Annotated in this window: 17 protein-coding genes and 5 pseudogenes; 6 read left to right on the top strand and 16 right to left on the bottom strand. The window is 32.0% G+C overall.

Features of this window, described 5'->3' with window-relative positions; all coding sequences use genetic code 11:
• The first annotated feature begins 3 nt into the window (after nucleotides 1-3).
• Together NST10_RS12510 and NST10_RS12505 are read left to right on the top strand one after the other, a co-directional pair.
• The gene (locus NST10_RS12510; RefSeq protein ID WP_001573518.1) at nucleotides 4-744 is read left to right on the top strand and encodes an NAD-dependent protein deacylase; all 741 of its coding nucleotides are present in this window, start codon (nucleotides 4-6) and stop codon (nucleotides 742-744) included.
• 36 nt (nucleotides 745-780) lie between these two features.
• Nucleotides 781-997, top strand: a pseudogene (locus NST10_RS12505) (hypothetical protein).
• A gap of 4 nt (nucleotides 998-1,001) precedes the next feature.
• Here NST10_RS12505 and NST10_RS12500 read toward each other — a convergent pair.
• The 5 genes and pseudogenes from NST10_RS12500 to NST10_RS12480 form a co-directional block, all read right to left on the bottom strand.
• Entirely contained in the window at nucleotides 1,002-1,610 is a 609-nt protein-coding gene (locus NST10_RS12500; RefSeq protein ID WP_000333457.1) for a DUF3885 domain-containing protein, read from the bottom strand.
• A 13-nt stretch (nucleotides 1,611-1,623) separates the two neighbouring features.
• Nucleotides 1,624-1,872, bottom strand: a pseudogene (locus NST10_RS12495) (hypothetical protein); the annotation flags it as partial.
• The gene (locus tag NST10_RS12490; protein ID WP_001573519.1) at nucleotides 1,872-1,997 is read right to left on the bottom strand and encodes a hypothetical protein; all 126 of its coding nucleotides are present in this window, start codon (nucleotides 1,995-1,997) and stop codon (nucleotides 1,872-1,874) included. The pseudogene NST10_RS12495 and the gene NST10_RS12490, both read right to left, overlap by 1 nt.
• A 220-nt stretch (nucleotides 1,998-2,217) precedes the next feature.
• Nucleotides 2,218-3,066, bottom strand: a complete 849-nt coding sequence (locus NST10_RS12485) for an aldo/keto reductase (RefSeq protein WP_339210122.1) — start codon at nucleotides 3,064-3,066, stop codon at nucleotides 2,218-2,220.
• A gap of 69 nt (nucleotides 3,067-3,135) precedes the next feature.
• Nucleotides 3,136-3,552, bottom strand: a complete 417-nt coding sequence (locus NST10_RS12480) for a MerR family transcriptional regulator (RefSeq protein ID WP_000850000.1) — start codon at nucleotides 3,550-3,552, stop codon at nucleotides 3,136-3,138.
• Nucleotides 3,553-3,794: 242 nt separating this feature from the next.
• On the opposite strand from NST10_RS12480, the gene NST10_RS12475 reads away from it, so the two are divergent.
• Both NST10_RS12475 and NST10_RS12470 read left to right on the top strand, forming a co-directional pair.
• Nucleotides 3,795-3,962, top strand: coding sequence for a hypothetical protein (locus NST10_RS12475; protein WP_001791582.1), 168 nt, complete (start codon nucleotides 3,795-3,797; stop codon nucleotides 3,960-3,962).
• Nucleotides 3,959-6,385, top strand: coding sequence for a polysaccharide lyase 8 family protein (locus tag NST10_RS12470; RefSeq protein ID WP_339210117.1), 2,427 nt, complete (start codon nucleotides 3,959-3,961; stop codon nucleotides 6,383-6,385). The genes NST10_RS12475 and NST10_RS12470 overlap by 4 nt, the downstream gene beginning before the upstream one ends.
• 59 nt (nucleotides 6,386-6,444) lie before the next feature.
• Here the strand turns inward: NST10_RS12470 and NST10_RS12465 are convergent, their stop codons facing one another.
• Together NST10_RS12465 and NST10_RS12460 are read right to left on the bottom strand one after the other, a co-directional pair.
• Nucleotides 6,445-7,299, bottom strand: coding sequence for a M23 family metallopeptidase (locus NST10_RS12465; protein WP_001044451.1), 855 nt, complete (start codon nucleotides 7,297-7,299; stop codon nucleotides 6,445-6,447).
• A 210-nt stretch (nucleotides 7,300-7,509) separates the two neighbouring features.
• The gene (locus tag NST10_RS12460; protein ID WP_000044369.1) at nucleotides 7,510-8,325 is read right to left on the bottom strand and encodes an HAD-IIB family hydrolase; all 816 of its coding nucleotides are present in this window, start codon (nucleotides 8,323-8,325) and stop codon (nucleotides 7,510-7,512) included.
• Between the two features lie 294 nt (nucleotides 8,326-8,619).
• Here NST10_RS12460 and NST10_RS12455 point away from each other — a divergent pair, with 294 nt between their 5' ends.
• A complete protein-coding gene (locus NST10_RS12455; protein ID WP_000769709.1) occupies nucleotides 8,620-9,045 on the top strand; it encodes an MAP domain-containing protein in 426 nt (141 codons plus the stop codon).
• A 390-nt stretch (nucleotides 9,046-9,435) separates the two neighbouring features.
• Here NST10_RS12455 and budA read toward each other — a convergent pair whose 3' ends face one another.
• Both budA and alsS read right to left on the bottom strand, forming a co-directional pair.
• The gene (budA, locus tag NST10_RS12450; protein WP_000179061.1) at nucleotides 9,436-10,140 is read right to left on the bottom strand and encodes an acetolactate decarboxylase; all 705 of its coding nucleotides are present in this window, start codon (nucleotides 10,138-10,140) and stop codon (nucleotides 9,436-9,438) included.
• A gap of 36 nt (nucleotides 10,141-10,176) precedes the next feature.
• Complete coding sequence (alsS, locus tag NST10_RS12445; RefSeq protein WP_000130145.1) at nucleotides 10,177-11,841, bottom strand: acetolactate synthase AlsS; 1,665 nt, start codon at nucleotides 11,839-11,841, stop codon at nucleotides 10,177-10,179.
• A gap of 289 nt (nucleotides 11,842-12,130) precedes the next feature.
• Here alsS and NST10_RS12440 point away from each other — a divergent pair.
• Nucleotides 12,131-12,329: pseudogene (locus NST10_RS12440) on the top strand (hypothetical protein).
• On the opposite strand, the gene NST10_RS12435 reads toward NST10_RS12440, so the two are convergent.
• From NST10_RS12435 to truA, 7 genes and pseudogenes are all read right to left on the bottom strand, one after another.
• A complete protein-coding gene (locus NST10_RS12435; protein ID WP_001791584.1) occupies nucleotides 12,311-12,493 on the bottom strand; it encodes a hypothetical protein in 183 nt (60 codons plus the stop codon). The pseudogene NST10_RS12440 and the gene NST10_RS12435 sit on opposite strands and share 19 nt — an antisense overlap.
• A 336-nt stretch (nucleotides 12,494-12,829) precedes the next feature.
• Nucleotides 12,830-12,940: pseudogene (locus NST10_RS12430) on the bottom strand (30S ribosomal protein S9); the annotation flags it as partial.
• Between the two features lie 202 nt (nucleotides 12,941-13,142).
• Entirely contained in the window at nucleotides 13,143-13,322 is a 180-nt protein-coding gene (locus NST10_RS12425; RefSeq protein ID WP_000136272.1) for a hypothetical protein, read from the bottom strand.
• 248 nt (nucleotides 13,323-13,570) lie between these two features.
• Nucleotides 13,571-15,008 (bottom strand): annotated as a pseudogene (locus NST10_RS12420) (ATP-binding protein).
• A 348-nt stretch (nucleotides 15,009-15,356) separates the two neighbouring features.
• Nucleotides 15,357-15,749, bottom strand: a complete 393-nt coding sequence (gene rpsI, locus NST10_RS12415; RefSeq protein ID WP_001790547.1) for a 30S ribosomal protein S9 — start codon at nucleotides 15,747-15,749, stop codon at nucleotides 15,357-15,359.
• 19 nt (nucleotides 15,750-15,768) lie between these two features.
• Complete coding sequence (gene rplM / locus NST10_RS12410; RefSeq protein WP_001250038.1) at nucleotides 15,769-16,206, bottom strand: 50S ribosomal protein L13; 438 nt, start codon at nucleotides 16,204-16,206, stop codon at nucleotides 15,769-15,771.
• Between the two features lie 248 nt (nucleotides 16,207-16,454).
• Nucleotides 16,455-17,249 (bottom strand): tRNA pseudouridine(38-40) synthase TruA, encoded by a 795-nt coding sequence (truA, locus tag NST10_RS12405; protein WP_001221836.1) that lies wholly within the window; start codon nucleotides 17,247-17,249, stop codon nucleotides 16,455-16,457.
• Nucleotides 17,250-17,252: the final 3 nt, after the last annotated feature.

Genomic DNA, 17,252 nt, shown 5'->3' with positions numbered 1-17,252 from the left:
GGGGTGTTTAACTTGAAACATGATTTAGAGACACTAAAACATATTATAGATAGTTCGAATCGTATTACATTTTTTACAGGTGCTGGTGTATCTGTCGCAAGTGGTGTTCCAGATTTCCGTTCAATGGGTGGCTTATTTGATGAAATTTCAAAAGATGGGCTTTCGCCAGAATACTTGTTAAGCCGTGATTATTTAGAAGATGATCCTGAAGGTTTTATCAATTTCTGCCATAAGCGCTTACTATTTGTCGATACGATGCCCAATATCGTTCATGATTGGATTGCAAAATTAGAACGTAATCAACAATCTTTAGGTGTCATCACGCAAAATATCGATGGTTTGCACTCAGACGCTGGAAGTCAACATGTTGATGAATTACATGGCACGTTAAATCGTTTTTATTGTAATGCATGTCATAAATCTTATATGAAGTCAGATGTTATTGATAGAACTTTGAAACATTGTGATAATTGTGGTGGTGCCATTCGACCGGACATCGTATTATACGGTGAAATGTTAGATCAACCTACCATCATACGGGCATTAAATAAAATTGAAGATGCTGACACCCTTGTCGTACTAGGTTCATCACTCGTTGTACAACCTGCCGCAGGATTAATATCAAATTTTAAAGGCGACAATTTAATTATTATCAATAAAGATCGAACACCTTATGATAACGACGCTACTTTGGTCATACATGACGACATGGTTTCCGTTGTAAAATCATTAATGACAGAGTAATCAGTACGTAAAAAGCATTTCCCGAGTAACAGGGAAATGCTTTTAATTTTGAAGTTGCGTATTCATTTTTTGAGCTTGGAATTCGGAGTTTGGTTTTCGGAATTCGACGTTTGGAATTCCAAATTAAAATGAGTGAGAAATTTTATTTATTGCGTGCTTAACGATTTGGTTTTGTAGCGATTTTTATTTGATGATTTGTGTTTTATTTGATGTTGGGATGCTACTTTTAATGGTTTGTCATTTGTTAGATTAAAAAATCAGATATCTTCGTTATCAAATTCCAATATTAAATCATTATATTTTTCAGAATATCTTGCATAATCTTCATTATTATTAAAAGCTAACCATAGACCTCTATCATCATATAAATGATATATTAAGTTTTTAGTATTGTTAATTATATATATTTCAGAATAATTATCATTCTGATTGATATTTGGAACTAACCCTTTAAAGTCTTGATTGGATATAGCTTTTAATAATTTTTTATATTTTATATCTTTTATGGAACACTTATATGAAAACTCCTCGCACAAAATATTATCATCCTTCTCCTTTTTATATTCTTTAAAGTAATACAATTCATCTATTGTTAACGATGTAAATTTTTTTATAACATTTGTTCTCTTATAAGGTTCATTATAAACATATACTACATGAACCAAATTTATAGAATCAGAAGGCGAAAACAAATCTTCAAAAATGTTTATTGCATTATCATATACAGCTAAAAAATAAGTATTATTGATAGTTTTACCGTCCTCCAAAAACTGGTATTTATCGCCACTTAAACTTAAATGAATTGCGTTTTTTACCTTTCTAAAATTCAACTTTTTTATATCAAAATTATTTATATCAAAGCACATAATTTACAACACCTTATTCCCTTAAGATTTTTCCTTCTTTAGTTAAAGAAGCTATTCTTTTTCCTTTGTTATTTATTAACTTCCAATAAGAACCACCATATGATTGCCCTTTATTTTTGGAAATAGTCCATTTAATTTTTGGATATCTCCAGGTAGGATTTTTCCCTTTAAGCTTTTGAATAAATTTACCAATACTCACCCCCTTATCATTTAACAAACTTTTATTAACGTTTTTGGCTATATTATGAGTCTTTACTGCTTTTAGATTGTAAAAATAATCGTCATGAATAATGGCATTTTCCGACATTCAAATTTTACAAAGTACATTGTCATATGCATAATGATACCTGTAATTAATGTAATAATAGAAAAGGGTATATATGTCATATCGCCACCTGCTATACAACTTATTAGATAATTAATTCCAAGACATATTAATTATCTAATTATAACCTTAGGTAAGTTATTGCATAATATAAAAATTCATAATAGCTTATTTGCTTGCTCCTTTCACTTTTTAAGAGTAATAAATTAACCTGAAACATAGACTTTAACATCCAAGTTTCAGGTTAGCGTAATGTAAATTATTTACTTTGTTATATTATGATTAAACATCTAATTCTCTGCTTGTAAGTGCTTTAATCATCTCTGGATCAGCATGTGAGAAAAATTGGCTATTACTTTCTTCTAATGTCGCAATTTGTTGTTTATCTTCTTCTGTAAGTTCAAAATCAAATATATCTAAGTTTTGAGCCATACGTTCTGGATTCACTGATTTTGCGAGTACAACGATGTCACGTTCTACTAACCACCGTAAAATAACTTGTGCAATTGATTTGTTATATTTATCTGCAATGGCCTGCAACAATTGATTTTGGAATAATTGATTTTTACCTTCTGCAAATGGTGCCCAAGCTTCTACCACAACATTTTCTTGTTGAAGTGCTGCAACTTGTTCTTCTTGTTGATGGAATGGATTAATTTCTATTTGGTTCACTTGTGGTTGAATTTGATTGTGAATACCTAAATCTACAATTCGATCAACGCCGAAGTTAGATACACCGATTGCTTTAATTTTACCAGTTTCTTTTAACTCTTCTAATGCACGCCATGAGCCATATACATCATTGTAAGGCTGGTGAATAAGCACTAGATCAATATAGTCCAATTTTAATCGTTGTAATGATCGTTCGATTGATTTGATAGTATCTTCATAGTTAACATTTTCAATCCATACTTTAGTCGTAATGAATAGTTCACTTCTATCAATACCTGAAGCTTCAATACCTTGACCTACTTCAGTTTCATTTAAATAACTTTGTGCTGTATCAATATGTCTATAACCCGCTTTAATTGCTTCTTTAACCGCTTCTGCTGTTTGTTCTTGAGGAATTTGAAATACTCCGAAACCTAATACTGGAATCTTTACATCTTTACTTATTTCAATATGATTCATAAAATGAACCTCCTTTATCTTGTAAGTCCACTATAAACCATGGAGCAAACTCTATAGCAAGCCAGAGGTTTACTTTCTCTCCCAAAGACGTTCAACATTGTCATCATGATTATCACTAGCATTGATTTTAGCAATATGATTATCATAATTATCAATTTTATATTGTAGTAAATCTCTCGCATCATGAATTGTCTTTAAGTTTTCATTTAATTCTTCGAGTTGCTTATTTAAAATTTGCTTTTGCTGTGCTTGAATATTTTCATTTTTAGGAAGCTGCGCTAACCTACAAAATTCGATAAGCGATTCAATACTGACGCCTGCATTTCGCAAATTTTTCACTAAATAAATCCAATTTAAATCATTATCATTGTATATTCTATATCCATTTTCATCTCGATTAACAGGTGGAATCACACCAACCTTTTCATAATATCTTAAAGTGTCTTGAGATATATTCATGAGCGCTACGACTTCTTTAGTTTTCATTGTGACTATCCTTTCAGTTATGTTTGGTTGTCTAAAGTAATGTTACTTTATATATTGTCATCTTCGTTTGAATACTTCTTATTTTATTACTCAAATTTAAATTTGTCTCTTTTTTAACATTTTACATTTCATCGTTTTTAATTACTTTAAAAATTGTATAACTTAAATATTTAAAATGATATAATCACAAAGGTTGATAATATTTAATTTTTAAAAAATATTTTCGTTGCAATTTTTGGGTGATGCTGAAAATTTGGGTGATCGATTGTTTATATGCATCAACATTCTTTGTGGATTGTTTGACAGTAGACAGTCAATTGTATACGTTAACGAATTTTGAAAAATTGAATCATTATTTAATCATAATATTCATTGCGCACGCGCAACACAAAAAGGAGACATGTCAATGACATATAGAATGAAGAAATGGCAAAAATTGTCCACCATTACGTTATTAATGGCTGGTGTGATTACTTTGAATGGTGGTGAATTCAGAAGTATTGATAAACATCAAATCGCTGTGGCTGATACGAATGTTCAAACGACAGATTATGAAAAGTTGAGGAACATATGGCTGGACGTTAACTATGGTTATGATAAGTATGATGAGAATAATCCAGATATGAAGAAGAAGTTTGAGGCTACGGAGAATGAGGCAGAGAAATTACTCAAGGAAATGAAAACTGAAAGTGATAGGAAATACTTGTGGGAAAGCTCAAAAGATTTAGATACGAAGTCTGCGGATATGACTCGTACCTATCGTAATATTGAGAAAATCTCAGAAGCGATGAAACATAAAAATACTAAATTAAAAACAGATGAAAACAAGACAAAAGTAAAAGATGCACTTGAGTGGCTGCATAAAAATGCATATGGAAAAGAACCAGATAAAAAAGTTGCTGATTTGACCTCAAACTTTAAAAATAAAACTTCTAGAAATACCAACTTAAATTGGTGGGATTATGAAATTGGAACACCTAGAGCATTAACAAATACGCTTATACTCTTACAAGAAGATTTCACTGATGAAGAAAAGAAAAAATATACAGCTCCTATTAAAACTTTCGCCCCAGATAGTGACAAAATATTATCTTCTGTAGGAAAATCTGAACCTGCTAAAGGCGGAAATTTAGTAGACATTTCTAAAGTAAAACTTTTAGAAAGTATTATCGAAGAAGACAAAGATATGATGAAAAAGTCTATAGATTCATTTAATACAGTCTTCACTTACGCGCAAAATTCTGCCACTGGAAAAGAACGTAATGGATTCTATAAAGATGGCTCTTACATTGATCATCAAGACGTCCCATACACTGGTGCTTATGGTGTTGTACTATTAGAGGGTATTTCTCAAATGATGCCGATGATAAAAGAAACACCTTTTAATGATAGTAACCAAAATGATACAACCTTAAAATCATGGATTGACGACGGATTTATGCCACTCATTTATAAAGGTGAAATGATGGATTTATCAAGAGGTAGAGCTATCAGTCGTGAAAATGAAACGAGTCACTCAGCATCTGCAACAGTAATGAAATCATTGTTGAGATTGAGTGATACCATGGATAAGTCTACAAAAGCTAAATATAAAAAGATTGTCAAGACTTCAGTAGAGTCAGATTCAAGTTATAAACAAACCGATTATTTAAGCTCTTATTCGGATATAAGCAAAATGAAGTCTTTAATGGAAGACAGCACTATTTCTACTAACGGTTTAACACAACAACTTAAAATATATAATGACATGGATCGTGTCACCTATCACAATAAAGGCTTAGACTTTGCATTTGGTTTAAGTATGACGTCGAAAAACGTCGCACGTTACGAAAGTATCAACGGAGAGAACTTAAAAGGTTGGCACACTGGTGCTGGAATGTCTTATTTATACAATAGCGATGTGAAACACTACCGTGATAACTTCTGGGCGACAGCTGATATGAAACGTTTAGCAGGTACTACAACTTTAGATAATGAAGAACCTAAAAGTACGGATGTTAAAAAGTCTAGTAAAACTTTTGTAGGAGGAACAAAATTCGATGACCAACATGCTAGTATCGGAATGGATTTTGAAAATCAGGACAAAACTTTAACTGCCAAAAAATCATATTTCATATTAAACGATAAAATTGTCTTCTTAGGAACTGGCATTAAAAGTACTGATTCATCAAAGAATCCAGTTACAACGATTGAAAATCGCAAAGCGAATGATTATAAATTATATAAAGATGATACGCAAACAACCAATTCCGATAATCAGGAAACCAATTCCCTCTTTTTAGAGTCAACGAATAGCACTCAAAACAATATAGGTTATCATTTTTTTAACGAATCGAAAATAACTGTAAAAAAAGAAAGTCATACTGGTAAGTGGAGTGATATAAATAAAAGCCAAAAGGATATACAAAAAACTGATGAGTATTATGAAGTAACTCAAAAGCATTCTAATACAGATAGTAAATATGCATATGTGTTGTATCCAGGCTTATCTAAAGATGTCTTTAAATCCAAAGCAAGCAAAGTAACTGTCGTTAAGCAAGAAGATGACTTCCACGTTGTGAAAGATAATGAATCGGTTTGGGCTGGTATCAATTATAGTGATAGCGCTAAAACTTTTGAAATTAATAACACTAAAGTCGAAGTTAAAGCCAAAGGAATGTTTATTCTTACAAAGAAAGATGATAACACTTATGAATGTAGCTTCTATAATCCCGAATCTACAAATTCCGTTTCAGATATTGAATCTAAAATTTCAATGACTGGATACTCTATTATAAACAAAAATACGTCGACTTCTAATGAATCCGGCGTACGCTTTGAATTAACTAAATAAGCAAGAAAATCTCGGCACTATACCATTTTTATAGTGTCGAGATTTTATAAGCATAACTATCATTCACCTTGTAATCCGCAGACCACATCTCCTTTGATAAGTTCTCGATTATTTATAAATCGAATTTTTAAAGATGTACATGCTTCAATATTCTTATCATTCATTACTTGAAAATGTATATGAGGTTCAGTAGAATTGCCAGAATTCCCAACCTTCCCAATGATGTCACCATATTTAACATTTTGCCCCTCATTCACAATGATTGAATATTGTTGTAAATGAGCTATTAAGCTATACTCATTTTCTGCGTGCTTGATTACAATATAATTTCCTAAAAACTGTGATTCCTTCGTACTTCCAATACTGTTGTCTTGAACCCCATTCACTACTTTTTCAACTGTACCATTTGCTGGCGCAATGATATCTTTTCCAAAACAAAAATAATCAGCATTTACTTTTCCTAGGTTCTTATATGTTTTATGATTTTCTTTAATAACTAAATCAATAGCATACCTTTGATGTGGGTATAAATAGTGATAATTATATAATTCATTATCTCCACCCCAAAAAACCTCATAGCAATCTGTTGTCGGCACTGCGTATTTTAAAGTCGTTTCATTCTTAATCGCATCATAATTGATTAACGGACGCATAACAAATCCGATAATACTATTATCTTTCCATGTCACTGCCACTCCAAATTGATTTGCTTTATCTATCCATATTTGCTCAATAGTACCATCATTTTGAGTACACACTTTTAATTCATGTACATCAGACTGCCATGTATAAGATTTGAAAAGTTTCCTAAACTGCCAATAACTAAACTCTCGCTTCAAATTTTGATCAAAAATCTTATATATTTTCCTGCTCTTACTTTTATTTAAATAATCCCCAAAGTTTGTTTTATTCATATATACTTAACCTCTTATATTAATTTTGGTATCAATTCTTTCTCCAGTTCCTGCGTCATTTTTGCGCTACCTGAATCGTCTACACTTAATTGGACAAATCAACATATAAATAATTTTTTAAAACTAAAGTGTAGTCGATTCACTATATTTTCTAATCATCCCTTAAATATTAATATTTGTACTTAAAAAGTATACATATCACTCAACCAATCAATAATCATACTTACCTTCAACAAATTCTTTAACATGCAGTGTTATCCCTTGATAATATGGATATTTTGTTAATCTAAATTTCTGCTTTAATGCTTCATCTCTACTATTCGACATCAAATAGGCATGTTCAAGATAGCTTAAATATGCTTCGTCATTGCCGCTATCTCCAAAACCTAATATTGATTTTACTGGTATATTATATTTCTTCATCAGAAATTGAGTAGCATATAGTTTTCCAGCATTTGACGGTGTGAAGTCAATATCATACGCATTTTCAGGATCACCAGCTAATGGATTGCTTCGACTAAATCTCGCTGTATAGTTTTGGTCATTTGCGTATCTGACAAGTACTTCTAGAATACGCCTATCATTGTTGTGATTACCTGTTGAATGAAAATAAAAATTATAATGTGTTTCATTACCTTCAAATGCTCTTTGTGGAATAAATTCGACATTATATTGCGCAGAAATATGATGTAATATATCCTCAATATCTTCAAATAAAAATGGTTCGCTCAAGACTTTCTTTTTATATGTTTCTGATTCAACATATTCGCCATTATTCCAAGTGAACATTTTAGAACTCAAATCAGAAAAGATATGTAATGGTTTAAACGTCATATTAACTTGATCCATTTTATCCATGACACTTTGAAATGTACTTCCTGTCAATACAACAGTGATCACTTCATTATTATTAGTTAATTTTTCCAACAATTTTTCCATTTCTCTTAAATGACTTAAATCTTCTTCATTTGTATTATGTTTAAAATATGTTTCATCAAAATCAAACAATAATAGACGCTTTGACATACTCATTCCTCCATAATATTTTAATGAATTTATCTATAACTTAAATACACTATAAGTCTCAATTAAAAGTATAAGATCGACTATATGCTTTTCATGCTTATTATATACAACTAATGAATCCCTATAAACTAAAAACATTGCTTACCACTTTTCAAAATACACGGGTCATATCCCTCGTTAAAAACTATTACTAAAAATCAAAAATATAAAAAAATCAAAAAGTATGTTTTAAACTTTATGAAACGTGTTATATAAATAGTGTAATATACCACAACTTTAAAAGGAGATTGAGATATGAAACTAAAATCATTTGTTACTGCCACTTTAGCATTGGGCTTATTATCAACGGTCGGAGCTGCATTACCTAGTCACGAAGCATCTGCAGATAGTAATAACGGCTATAAAGAAATGACAATGGATGGTTATCACACTGTTCCTTACACGATTTCAGTAGATGGTATTACTGCATTACATCGAACTTACTTTGTTTTTCCAGAAAATAAAAAAGTACTTTATCAAGAAATTGACAGTAAAGTAAAAAATCAATTAGCTTCTCAACGTGGTGTTACAACAGAAAAAATTAATAATGCACAAACAGCAACGTATACACTTACTTTGAATGATGGTAATAAAAAAGTAGTGAATCTAAAGAAAAATGACGACGCTAAAAATTCAATTGATCCAAGTACAATCAAACAAATACAAATTGTAGTTAAATAATAATTTGAAAATGAAAATAGTTATACAGGGCAAACGCTGAAAAATTGCGTTTGTCTTTTTAGTATGAAATGAATAATCGAACTTGTAATTTATTATTGATTGCTTCTACTGACAATAGATTAGATTGGCCTATACTAAAGTAAATTCTATATTAACGTCTTCCGTAATTTATAATCTAACATAACAGCAAATTACAAATAGCTAGAACATAAATAAATCCCCTCACTACCGTTAATAGTGAAGGGATTTATTTTATTACATAGACGTATGCTCTATGACAACCATGCTTAACCGTATTACACAACCTTTTATCATTGCTAAATTTCCAAATCGAACATTATGAAGTCAATGCTTCAATTTTTATAATCCATCATTACATTTCCGCATTCATTATTCAGCTTCTCTAATTTCGTCTGCAATATCTTTATAGTCAATATTTGCATTTATGAAATCTTCATCTTGAATTGGAAAATGCTGTTCAAATGTTTCTATATTTTGGATTTCTACCTTAACATCTTCTACTTCAAAATCTAAGACATGTCCACCAAAGTTACGATCATCATTTGCAAAGTGTACATGGAATCCTGCTGACCCGATACCATGGAATAGTTCTGGTGTAAAGAACCCAACGACTGCGCCTTTGACGTACGTTTCAGTTTGTTCAGGTTGTCTTCTAGCTGAGTCAATTAAACGTGTATAAGGTGGCTCTTGTGCCGGCATCATACGTACATGCATTTTTTTAAATAAGCCTGAAATTTTTACTGCAGAAAATAAATTTTCACTCAACATCTTTTCCTTAATTTCTGCAAAAACTGCTTCAGAAGATTTATCTTTCGTTTCATAGCTTGTATCTGCTACGAATTTAGTTACAGTTGCATATGGTGTTAACTCATCACCTTTTAATTCCACAAATTCTTTATGTTCATTTGCATGATAGGCTTTTCCATCTAAAAAGATGACCTCACCATTTGAACCTGTTAGTGTAGCGATACCTAAATCACCATGTTGCAATAATTCATTTATTGATGCAGTTCCTTTTAATAAACCTGCCATTAATGTGCCTAATGTACCATGTTGATATAAAACACTAGCCATAAAATTTCCCACTCCTCATTAACATTTATCTTTGTTTTAGTTAAATACGTCAGGTAACATATTTGTTGAAAGTTTGATATTATCTTTGTAATTTACAGGTATATCAATTAATACTGGACCATCTGTTTCATAGCCCTCTTTAATTGCCGCTTCTAATTCTTCTTGATTAGTAACTCGTAAACCTTTTGCGCCAAATGATTCAGCATATTTTACGAAATCTACAGGACCGAAGTCGACACCTGATGAACGTTTATATTTCATTTCTTCTTGGAATTCAACCATGTTATATTTTCCATCGTTCCAAATAAGTTGAATAATGTTTAGATTTTTACGTACGGCTGTTTCTAAATCTTGTGATGAAAATAAAAAGCCTCCATCGCCAGCAACGGATACAACTTGCGTATTAGGGCGTACAAGCGCAGCTGAAATTGCCCACGGTAATGCTACACCAAGTGTTTGCATACCGTTACTAAATAATAAATGTCTTGGATTGTAACTTCTGAAATTACGTGCCATCCAAATATAGTGACTTCCAACATCAACTGTCACTGTTGTATCATCAGTTAATACCTTTTGCATAGATTCAATAATTTCAACTGGATGTAGAATTCCTTCTTCATGCGTCGCTTTAATACCAGTTTCTTCATCAATATGTGTTCTTAATTGTTCTAATTCGTCTAAATGTTGTTGATTTATAAATGGCTCATCTACTTTTTCAGAAATCATTTCAATCGTTTTAGCAATATTACCAATCAACTCTTTTTTCGGTTGCATATAATTAGTAATTTCAGCTTGAACTTCGTCAATATTGATAATTTGTGTTTCTAATTCTTTATTCCAGTTACTAGCTTCGTATTCAATTGGATCATAACCGATTGTAACAACTAAATCACTTTTACGTAATAATTCATCACCAACTTGATTACGGAATAAGCCCACACGACCGAAGAAATGATTTTCTAATTCACGACTAATTACACCTGCACCTTGGAATGTTTCTACAACTGGTAAATTCGTACGCTCTACTAGCTTGCGAATGGCATTCGTCTCGTCAGCACTAGAACTTCTCATACCAGCTAATAAAACAGGAAATGATGCATTTTTAATCGCTTCAATGACATCATTAATATCTTGTTCACTCGGTACTCCTAAATTTGGTTTTTGGCAAAGTGATATAGCTTTAGATTCAACTGGTGAAGAAATCACGTCTTGCGGAATACTAATAAAACTTGCGCCATTTTTCCCTGAAGTAGCAATACGAATTGCATTTGTCATAACTTCTGATAATGATTCAGGATCTTGTACTTCTTCACTGTATTTTGATGAGTATTTTAATAGCGCAGCATTATCAATACTTTGATGCGTTAATCGTAATAAATCATTACGTTTCACTTGGCCGCCTAACGCCAAGACAGGATCCCCTTCAGATGTAGCTGTTAATAGTCCAGTCGTTAAATTACTTACACCAGGACCACTTGTAACAAGTACTACACCCGGTTTGCCTGTTAATCTTCCAATACCTTGCGCCATCATTGCGGCGTTTTGTTCATGACGAGTGACAATAAGTTCAGGACCATCATCAATTAAAGCATTAAATAGATAGTCTATCTTTGCACCCGGAATACCAAAAACATATTCTACCCCATTATTTTTCAAAGTATCAATAACCATATCGGCTGCAGTGTACTTTTTATCAGTCATTTATATTCATTTCCCTTCAAATGTGATGTGTAGATGTGTATTACATGTAATTACATTGTGATTTGTAATCTAATGATAGTTATGTAAAATTAATGATATTTATCAAAACTTTACATATACAATTAGATTTGTGATACATAAAAATTGCCTTCAGTACATTATATATCCTTTGTAAGATGAATAAAAATCGTTATTTGTAATACTAAGTATTCCAAAAATGCATGAGTAGATTTTGAAGGGAGTGATTATAAGGGATGTTGGATTGATTGGTGTGGAGGATTGTTAGCATATTTGAGAATGAGGTCTTTAGTCAATGACGGTTTGAAATTGTCGTTTTATGGCGGGCTGAAAATGCTGTTTTATGACGGTTTGAAAATGCTGTTTTTGGCGATTTAAAATTGTCATTTCGATAAAAAAAGCCACAGCAAGACTTAGATCTAACTGTGACTTATACATTTCATACTTATATTTATCGATTGTTTTTATAGTTATAAATGATAGATGCAGTTCCTAAACACATTAAGAAGATAATCATTAAGTATATAGAAAAGTTATTTGTTTTAATATAAAACCTAAAAAGTAGAAACACCAGCATTGCAACAATAAAATAAACAGGAATAAAAGCTTTCTTCCAAAATACAGAATCTATCAATTAAGTCACTCCTTATTTTGATAACACTCTTAAATCATGGTTCTTGAGCTATCTTCCGATTTTCATCCGATAGCCCTTTCCCTTGAACCACTATGATTAAAACATTATTGTCCGTCCTCCGCAAGCTAAATGACAATTTAATAATGTACACTTTTGATTGTGTAAGCATGTTCAAATTATACGTGTAAATCAATAATTCATAGTTGAATTTATTCTATTCCTTAGACATTAAATAAAGGAAAATTCATTATACTCTACACATTCCATATTCCCCACACAAACGTAAAAAAACACCTCGACATAATATCGAGGTGTTTTGTATATATCGTCCGACAATTAACGTTTTGAGAATTGAGGTGAACGACGAGCTGCTTTAAGACTTGGTTTTTTACGTTCAAAAAACTTTAGGGTTTCGTACAATTGTATAGACTGTCGTAAGCCTTGATACTAAAGGATTCCTAATTTTTTCGTTCACATAGAATTGCATCAAATATCACCTAGGGGTAACTAAAGGGTAACTAAATAAACTGCTGTCCGGTGGTATATACTCTCGTATCGTCCGGTTATCGTCCGGTCGTAAATATATTGATTTATCAATGTTTTTATGTATATCAATAGGTTATCGTCCGGTTATCACTTGATGAATTTATTAGTCTCTAATTAAATAATATCTAGTTCCCGGACCTCTACCTTCAGATCCGATAATCTCTAATTTCTTTAGTTCAGCAATTAACTCAGATGTATAACTTTTTTGAAGTCCCATTGTTTCTTGAATTTCTAGCCTACTTGCTAACTTACCATCTGACAGAAATTCTACAATCTCTGTCAACTTCTGATTAGTAGGTATTTTATTTAACTTGTAATTCTTATTAAATAGTACTACTCGAAAATCCGCCTCTTTACTCGAAAGCTCACAAAACTCTTGATATCACTGGTTTCTCATGATTTTTTAATGTTTTTATTTTGAGTTACTCGAAAATTTTCCTCTTTACTCGAAAGCTCACAAAACCCTTGATATCATTGGTTTCTCATGATTTTTTAATATTTTTCTTTTGAGTTACTCGAAAATTTTTCTCTTTACTCGAATCCGAGTAAATAATATGTTCTCTTTGGATCATTCTTACTTGATCCATGTGTCGATATAATATTCATTTCCTCTAATTCTTTCAATCTTTTTCTAGCAGTAGGAACAGACCTTTGAATAATATTAGCAATTTTAGATGCTGTTAGTTCGCCTTGATTATATAAATGTCTCACAATTAATTCTTGTTGCTCATTTAAACTTTCAAATAATTCAGGTGTTATTATATTACTCACTCTCCCTGTTTCTCTTTTTTTCCTTGCTATTATGTTATTCTTCAAAGCTAGTTGTACTGAACTATTATTAGGCTCTGAGTATACAGGATCATCTAAAAAATAATTGCTTCATTTCGTCAAATATACGTCCCACGCCCTCATTTGATTCTCTCACCCATTTATATTGAGTTAATGCTGCAGCTAATTTTGGATTCCTTGAATATCTTTCTTCTTTAATATTCTCTAACGTAACAGAAGCAGGCAGTGCACCCGGGCTACTAATTTCTAATCTGTCGTCAAACATTTTTATTCTTATATGATCGCCTTGATTATCATATCTGCGATGTACAATAGAATTTATCATCCCCTCAAACCAAGCAAATTCTGGATATTCTGGCAAAGTTACAAATCTTCCCTCTTTACCTAAAAAAGTATATTCACGTAATTGTGTATTGATAAAGGCTCTCGCTTCTCTTATTGCTACTGGCAAAGCTTTATCAAAAGTAATATCTTTTACAATGTTAAGTCTTGTCCCAGATTCTTCTTTTGTTCCTTCATACCTCATAAATCGAATTCTAGCGCCTGGTAAATAAACATTGATGTTATTACTAAACAATAACAAACCTGCAACTGTCAATTTACCTTCACGCATAAATCCTCTAGCTTTTAATAATTTTTCATTATCTACGTTTGTATTAAGTAATTGCTTAAATTCATCAACTAGTTCTTCATTCACATCTTCAATACTAGAATACTCTACTAATTCTTCTTCGAATCTTCGTGAACCACGGTCGTATTCTAGATTTGTAATTTGATTGTGTGTCAGTTTTCTACTTTTATCGTTAATCCTTAAATATACTGAATCATCTTTTAAGGTGATTATGGCATCATAACTGGGTTCAATGTCGAAAATAAGAATTTCATCCATAGTTCCATCGCGTTTCTTCACTTCTATTATTTCATATGTATATTTAGGTATTCTATATAAATGTTCGAAAGGTGCTTCAATATAAACCTCTTTCTTTTTTGCTTTTGAATGATTAAATCCCGAAATTTCTCCATTATCTTCAATACCAATTACCAGTTTGCCACCTTCAGCATTTGCAAACGCACTAATGTGTTGAGCAACATCTTTAGGATTTATAGATGCCCTCTTTCGATCTAGAAGCTGTCCTTCAACCTCAGTTTGCAAATATTCAATATACTTACTACTAGTCATATATAAACCTCGCAATCTCGCATCTTATTGACTTTATTATAACATTCAATACTATATCTATCGAATATCATTACAACCTCTATCTGCTTGTCGTACGAATCCCAAAGAAAAACCAGGTCATTTCATATGGTTTCCTAAAGTTTCATATCATTGAATTTTAAGCAGAATTGAAACAAATTAGTTCCTCTAGGGGTAACTAAATAGTATCTAAATGACTCTATAAAAACACAAAAAACACTCTTTGGAATAATCCAAAGAGTGCTGTAAACGTTTCTTCAGTTGAACACAAATTGCTGACGCAATTTGCGAACTCCATCTGTAAGCGAACAAGTTCGCAACAGCTGCAGCTTAACGTTTTGAGAATTGAGGTGAACGACGAGCTGCTTTAAGACCTGGTTTTTTACGTTCTTTCATACGTGGGTCACGAGTAAGTAATCCAGCGCGTTTTAAAGAACCTCTGTATTCAGGATCTGCTTCTAATAATGCACGAGCGATTCCGTGACGGATAGCTTGAGCTTGTCCAGTGAAACCACCACCATGTACGTTAACTAAAACATCATAGTTACCTTTAGTTTCAGTTACATCAAATGGTTGGTTTAAGTCTAAAATTAATGATTCGAATGGTAAGTATTCGCGTACGTCACGGTTATTAACTGTGATGTTACCTTCACCTGGTACTAAACGTACACGTGCTACTGAGTTTTTACGACGGCCTGTGCCTCTATATTCAACTTGTGCCAAAGTCATTTCCTCCTTCTAATTAACCACGTAATTCGTAGTTTTCTGGTTGTTGTGCAGCGTGTGGATGTTCAGCGCCACCATATACAAATAATTTTTTACCTTGTTTTTCGCCTAAACGAGTGCTTGGTAACATACCTTTAATTGAATTTTCAATTAAACGTTCTGGGTTAGTTCTTCTTAATTCACCAGCAGTGATTGATTTGATACCACCTGGGTGATTTGAGTGACGGTAGTAAACTTTGTCAGTTTCTTTGTTACCAGTAAATTCGATTTTTGATGCATTAATAACGATTACATAATCACCAGTATCAACGTGTGGTGTGTAAGTTACTTTATTTTTACCGCGTAAGATAGATGCTACTTCTGATGATAAACGACCTAATGTTTGGCCTTCAGCATCGATAACATACCATTTGCGCTCAATGTTTGATTCATTTGCCATAAATGTTTGACGCATAATAATTGTCCTCCTAAAAAATAAATGCTTCTATTCAAGCTATAAACAGTTTCATAACCTAATAGATGATTTCATTTGTTTCATTTTTAAAACGTTTCATTTCATTTATTTTGTTAACTGTTGTTCGTTTCTGCTTATATATCTTGTAACACAATAAGTTTCCGGGGCTTATCGTGGGGTGGATATAAAACAATACCGTTAATAATCTTATAATTTCACAAGCTTTTTGTCAATGGCAATCAGTCATTTTATAATGATTTTTTACGATGTATTTTGATATCGTTACCAAAGTCTTTTAATAACTCATTTTCATCTAAATAAATTTTCTCTAAATATAATCCTTCAGCCGGTGCAGTGAAAGGTACATTCTTACGATTCTTTGATTCAAGAAGTTTTGGTACATCTGATACTTCATGTCGCCCTTTTCCGACTTCTATTAAAAATGCAACTAAGACACGCACCATGTTATATAAAAATCCAGATCCAGTGACAATATAATCAAAGCCATCATCTGTCTTTACAATTTCACTTTGGTATAATGTTCTAACCTTGCTTTCTACTTCAGTTTTTTGCGAACAAAAACCCGTAAAATCATGTGTACCTATGAATTGTTGTGCCGCTCTGTTCATTTTGTCTAAATCCAATGGTTCAGGAATAAATGTTTTCAAACCACTTTGAAATGGATCGCGTTGTTGTGCTTGATATACTTTATATCGATAGCGTTTACCGACACAATCGTAACGACAATGAAAATCGTCATCGACTGTAACTACATTGTTGACATAAATATCATCAGGTAACGTTCGGTTCATTGCATATTGCCATTGTGACATAGGTATATTCAAATCTGTGTCGAAATGAAAGTACTGCTGTATCGCATGTACACCTCTATCAGTCCTACTTGAAGGATGGATTCTCACATGTCTTTTATGAATGCGTTGTAATAGCTTTTCAAATTGTTGCTGTACCGTTCGACCATTTTGTTGAATTTGAAAACCTAGAAAATTATTTCCTTGATACGCAATTTCTACTAATATACGCATGAA

The sequence above is a fragment of the Staphylococcus sp. FSL W8-0305 genome (assembly GCF_037966415.1).
Taxonomy (GTDB): domain Bacteria; phylum Bacillota; class Bacilli; order Staphylococcales; family Staphylococcaceae; genus Staphylococcus; species Staphylococcus aureus.
Note: the sequence above shows the minus strand (reverse complement) of the source record. Positions and strands in the feature narration are given on the sequence as shown.

Coding starts and splice junctions, on each gene's coding strand:
- budA (WP_000179061.1), bottom strand. CDS start 10,140: ATGGCTAGTGTTTTATATCAACATGGTACATTAGGCACATTAATGGCA.
- rplM (WP_001250038.1), bottom strand. CDS start 16,206: ATGCGTCAAACATTTATGGCAAATGAATCAAACATTGAGCGCAAATGG.
- NST10_RS12485 (WP_339210122.1), bottom strand. CDS start 3,066: ATGAATCATATTGAAATAAGTAAAGATGTAAAGATTCCAGTATTAGGT.
- alsS (WP_000130145.1), bottom strand. CDS start 11,841: ATGACTGATAAAAAGTACACTGCAGCCGATATGGTTATTGATACTTTG.
- NST10_RS12455 (WP_000769709.1), top strand. CDS start 8,620: ATGAAACTAAAATCATTTGTTACTGCCACTTTAGCATTGGGCTTATTA.
- truA (WP_001221836.1), bottom strand. CDS start 17,249: ATGCGTATATTAGTAGAAATTGCGTATCAAGGAAATAATTTTCTAGGT.
- NST10_RS12475 (WP_001791582.1), top strand. CDS start 3,795: ATGCTGAAAATTTGGGTGATCGATTGTTTATATGCATCAACATTCTTT.
- NST10_RS12480 (WP_000850000.1), bottom strand. CDS start 3,552: ATGAAAACTAAAGAAGTCGTAGCGCTCATGAATATATCTCAAGACACT.
- NST10_RS12470 (WP_339210117.1), top strand. CDS start 3,959: ATGACATATAGAATGAAGAAATGGCAAAAATTGTCCACCATTACGTTA.
- NST10_RS12500 (WP_000333457.1), bottom strand. CDS start 1,610: ATGTGCTTTGATATAAATAATTTTGATATAAAAAAGTTGAATTTTAGA.
- NST10_RS12460 (WP_000044369.1), bottom strand. CDS start 8,325: ATGTCAAAGCGTCTATTATTGTTTGATTTTGATGAAACATATTTTAAA.
- NST10_RS12465 (WP_001044451.1), bottom strand. CDS start 7,299: ATGAATAAAACAAACTTTGGGGATTATTTAAATAAAAGTAAGAGCAGG.
- NST10_RS12490 (WP_001573519.1), bottom strand. CDS start 1,997: ATGACATATATACCCTTTTCTATTATTACATTAATTACAGGTATCATT.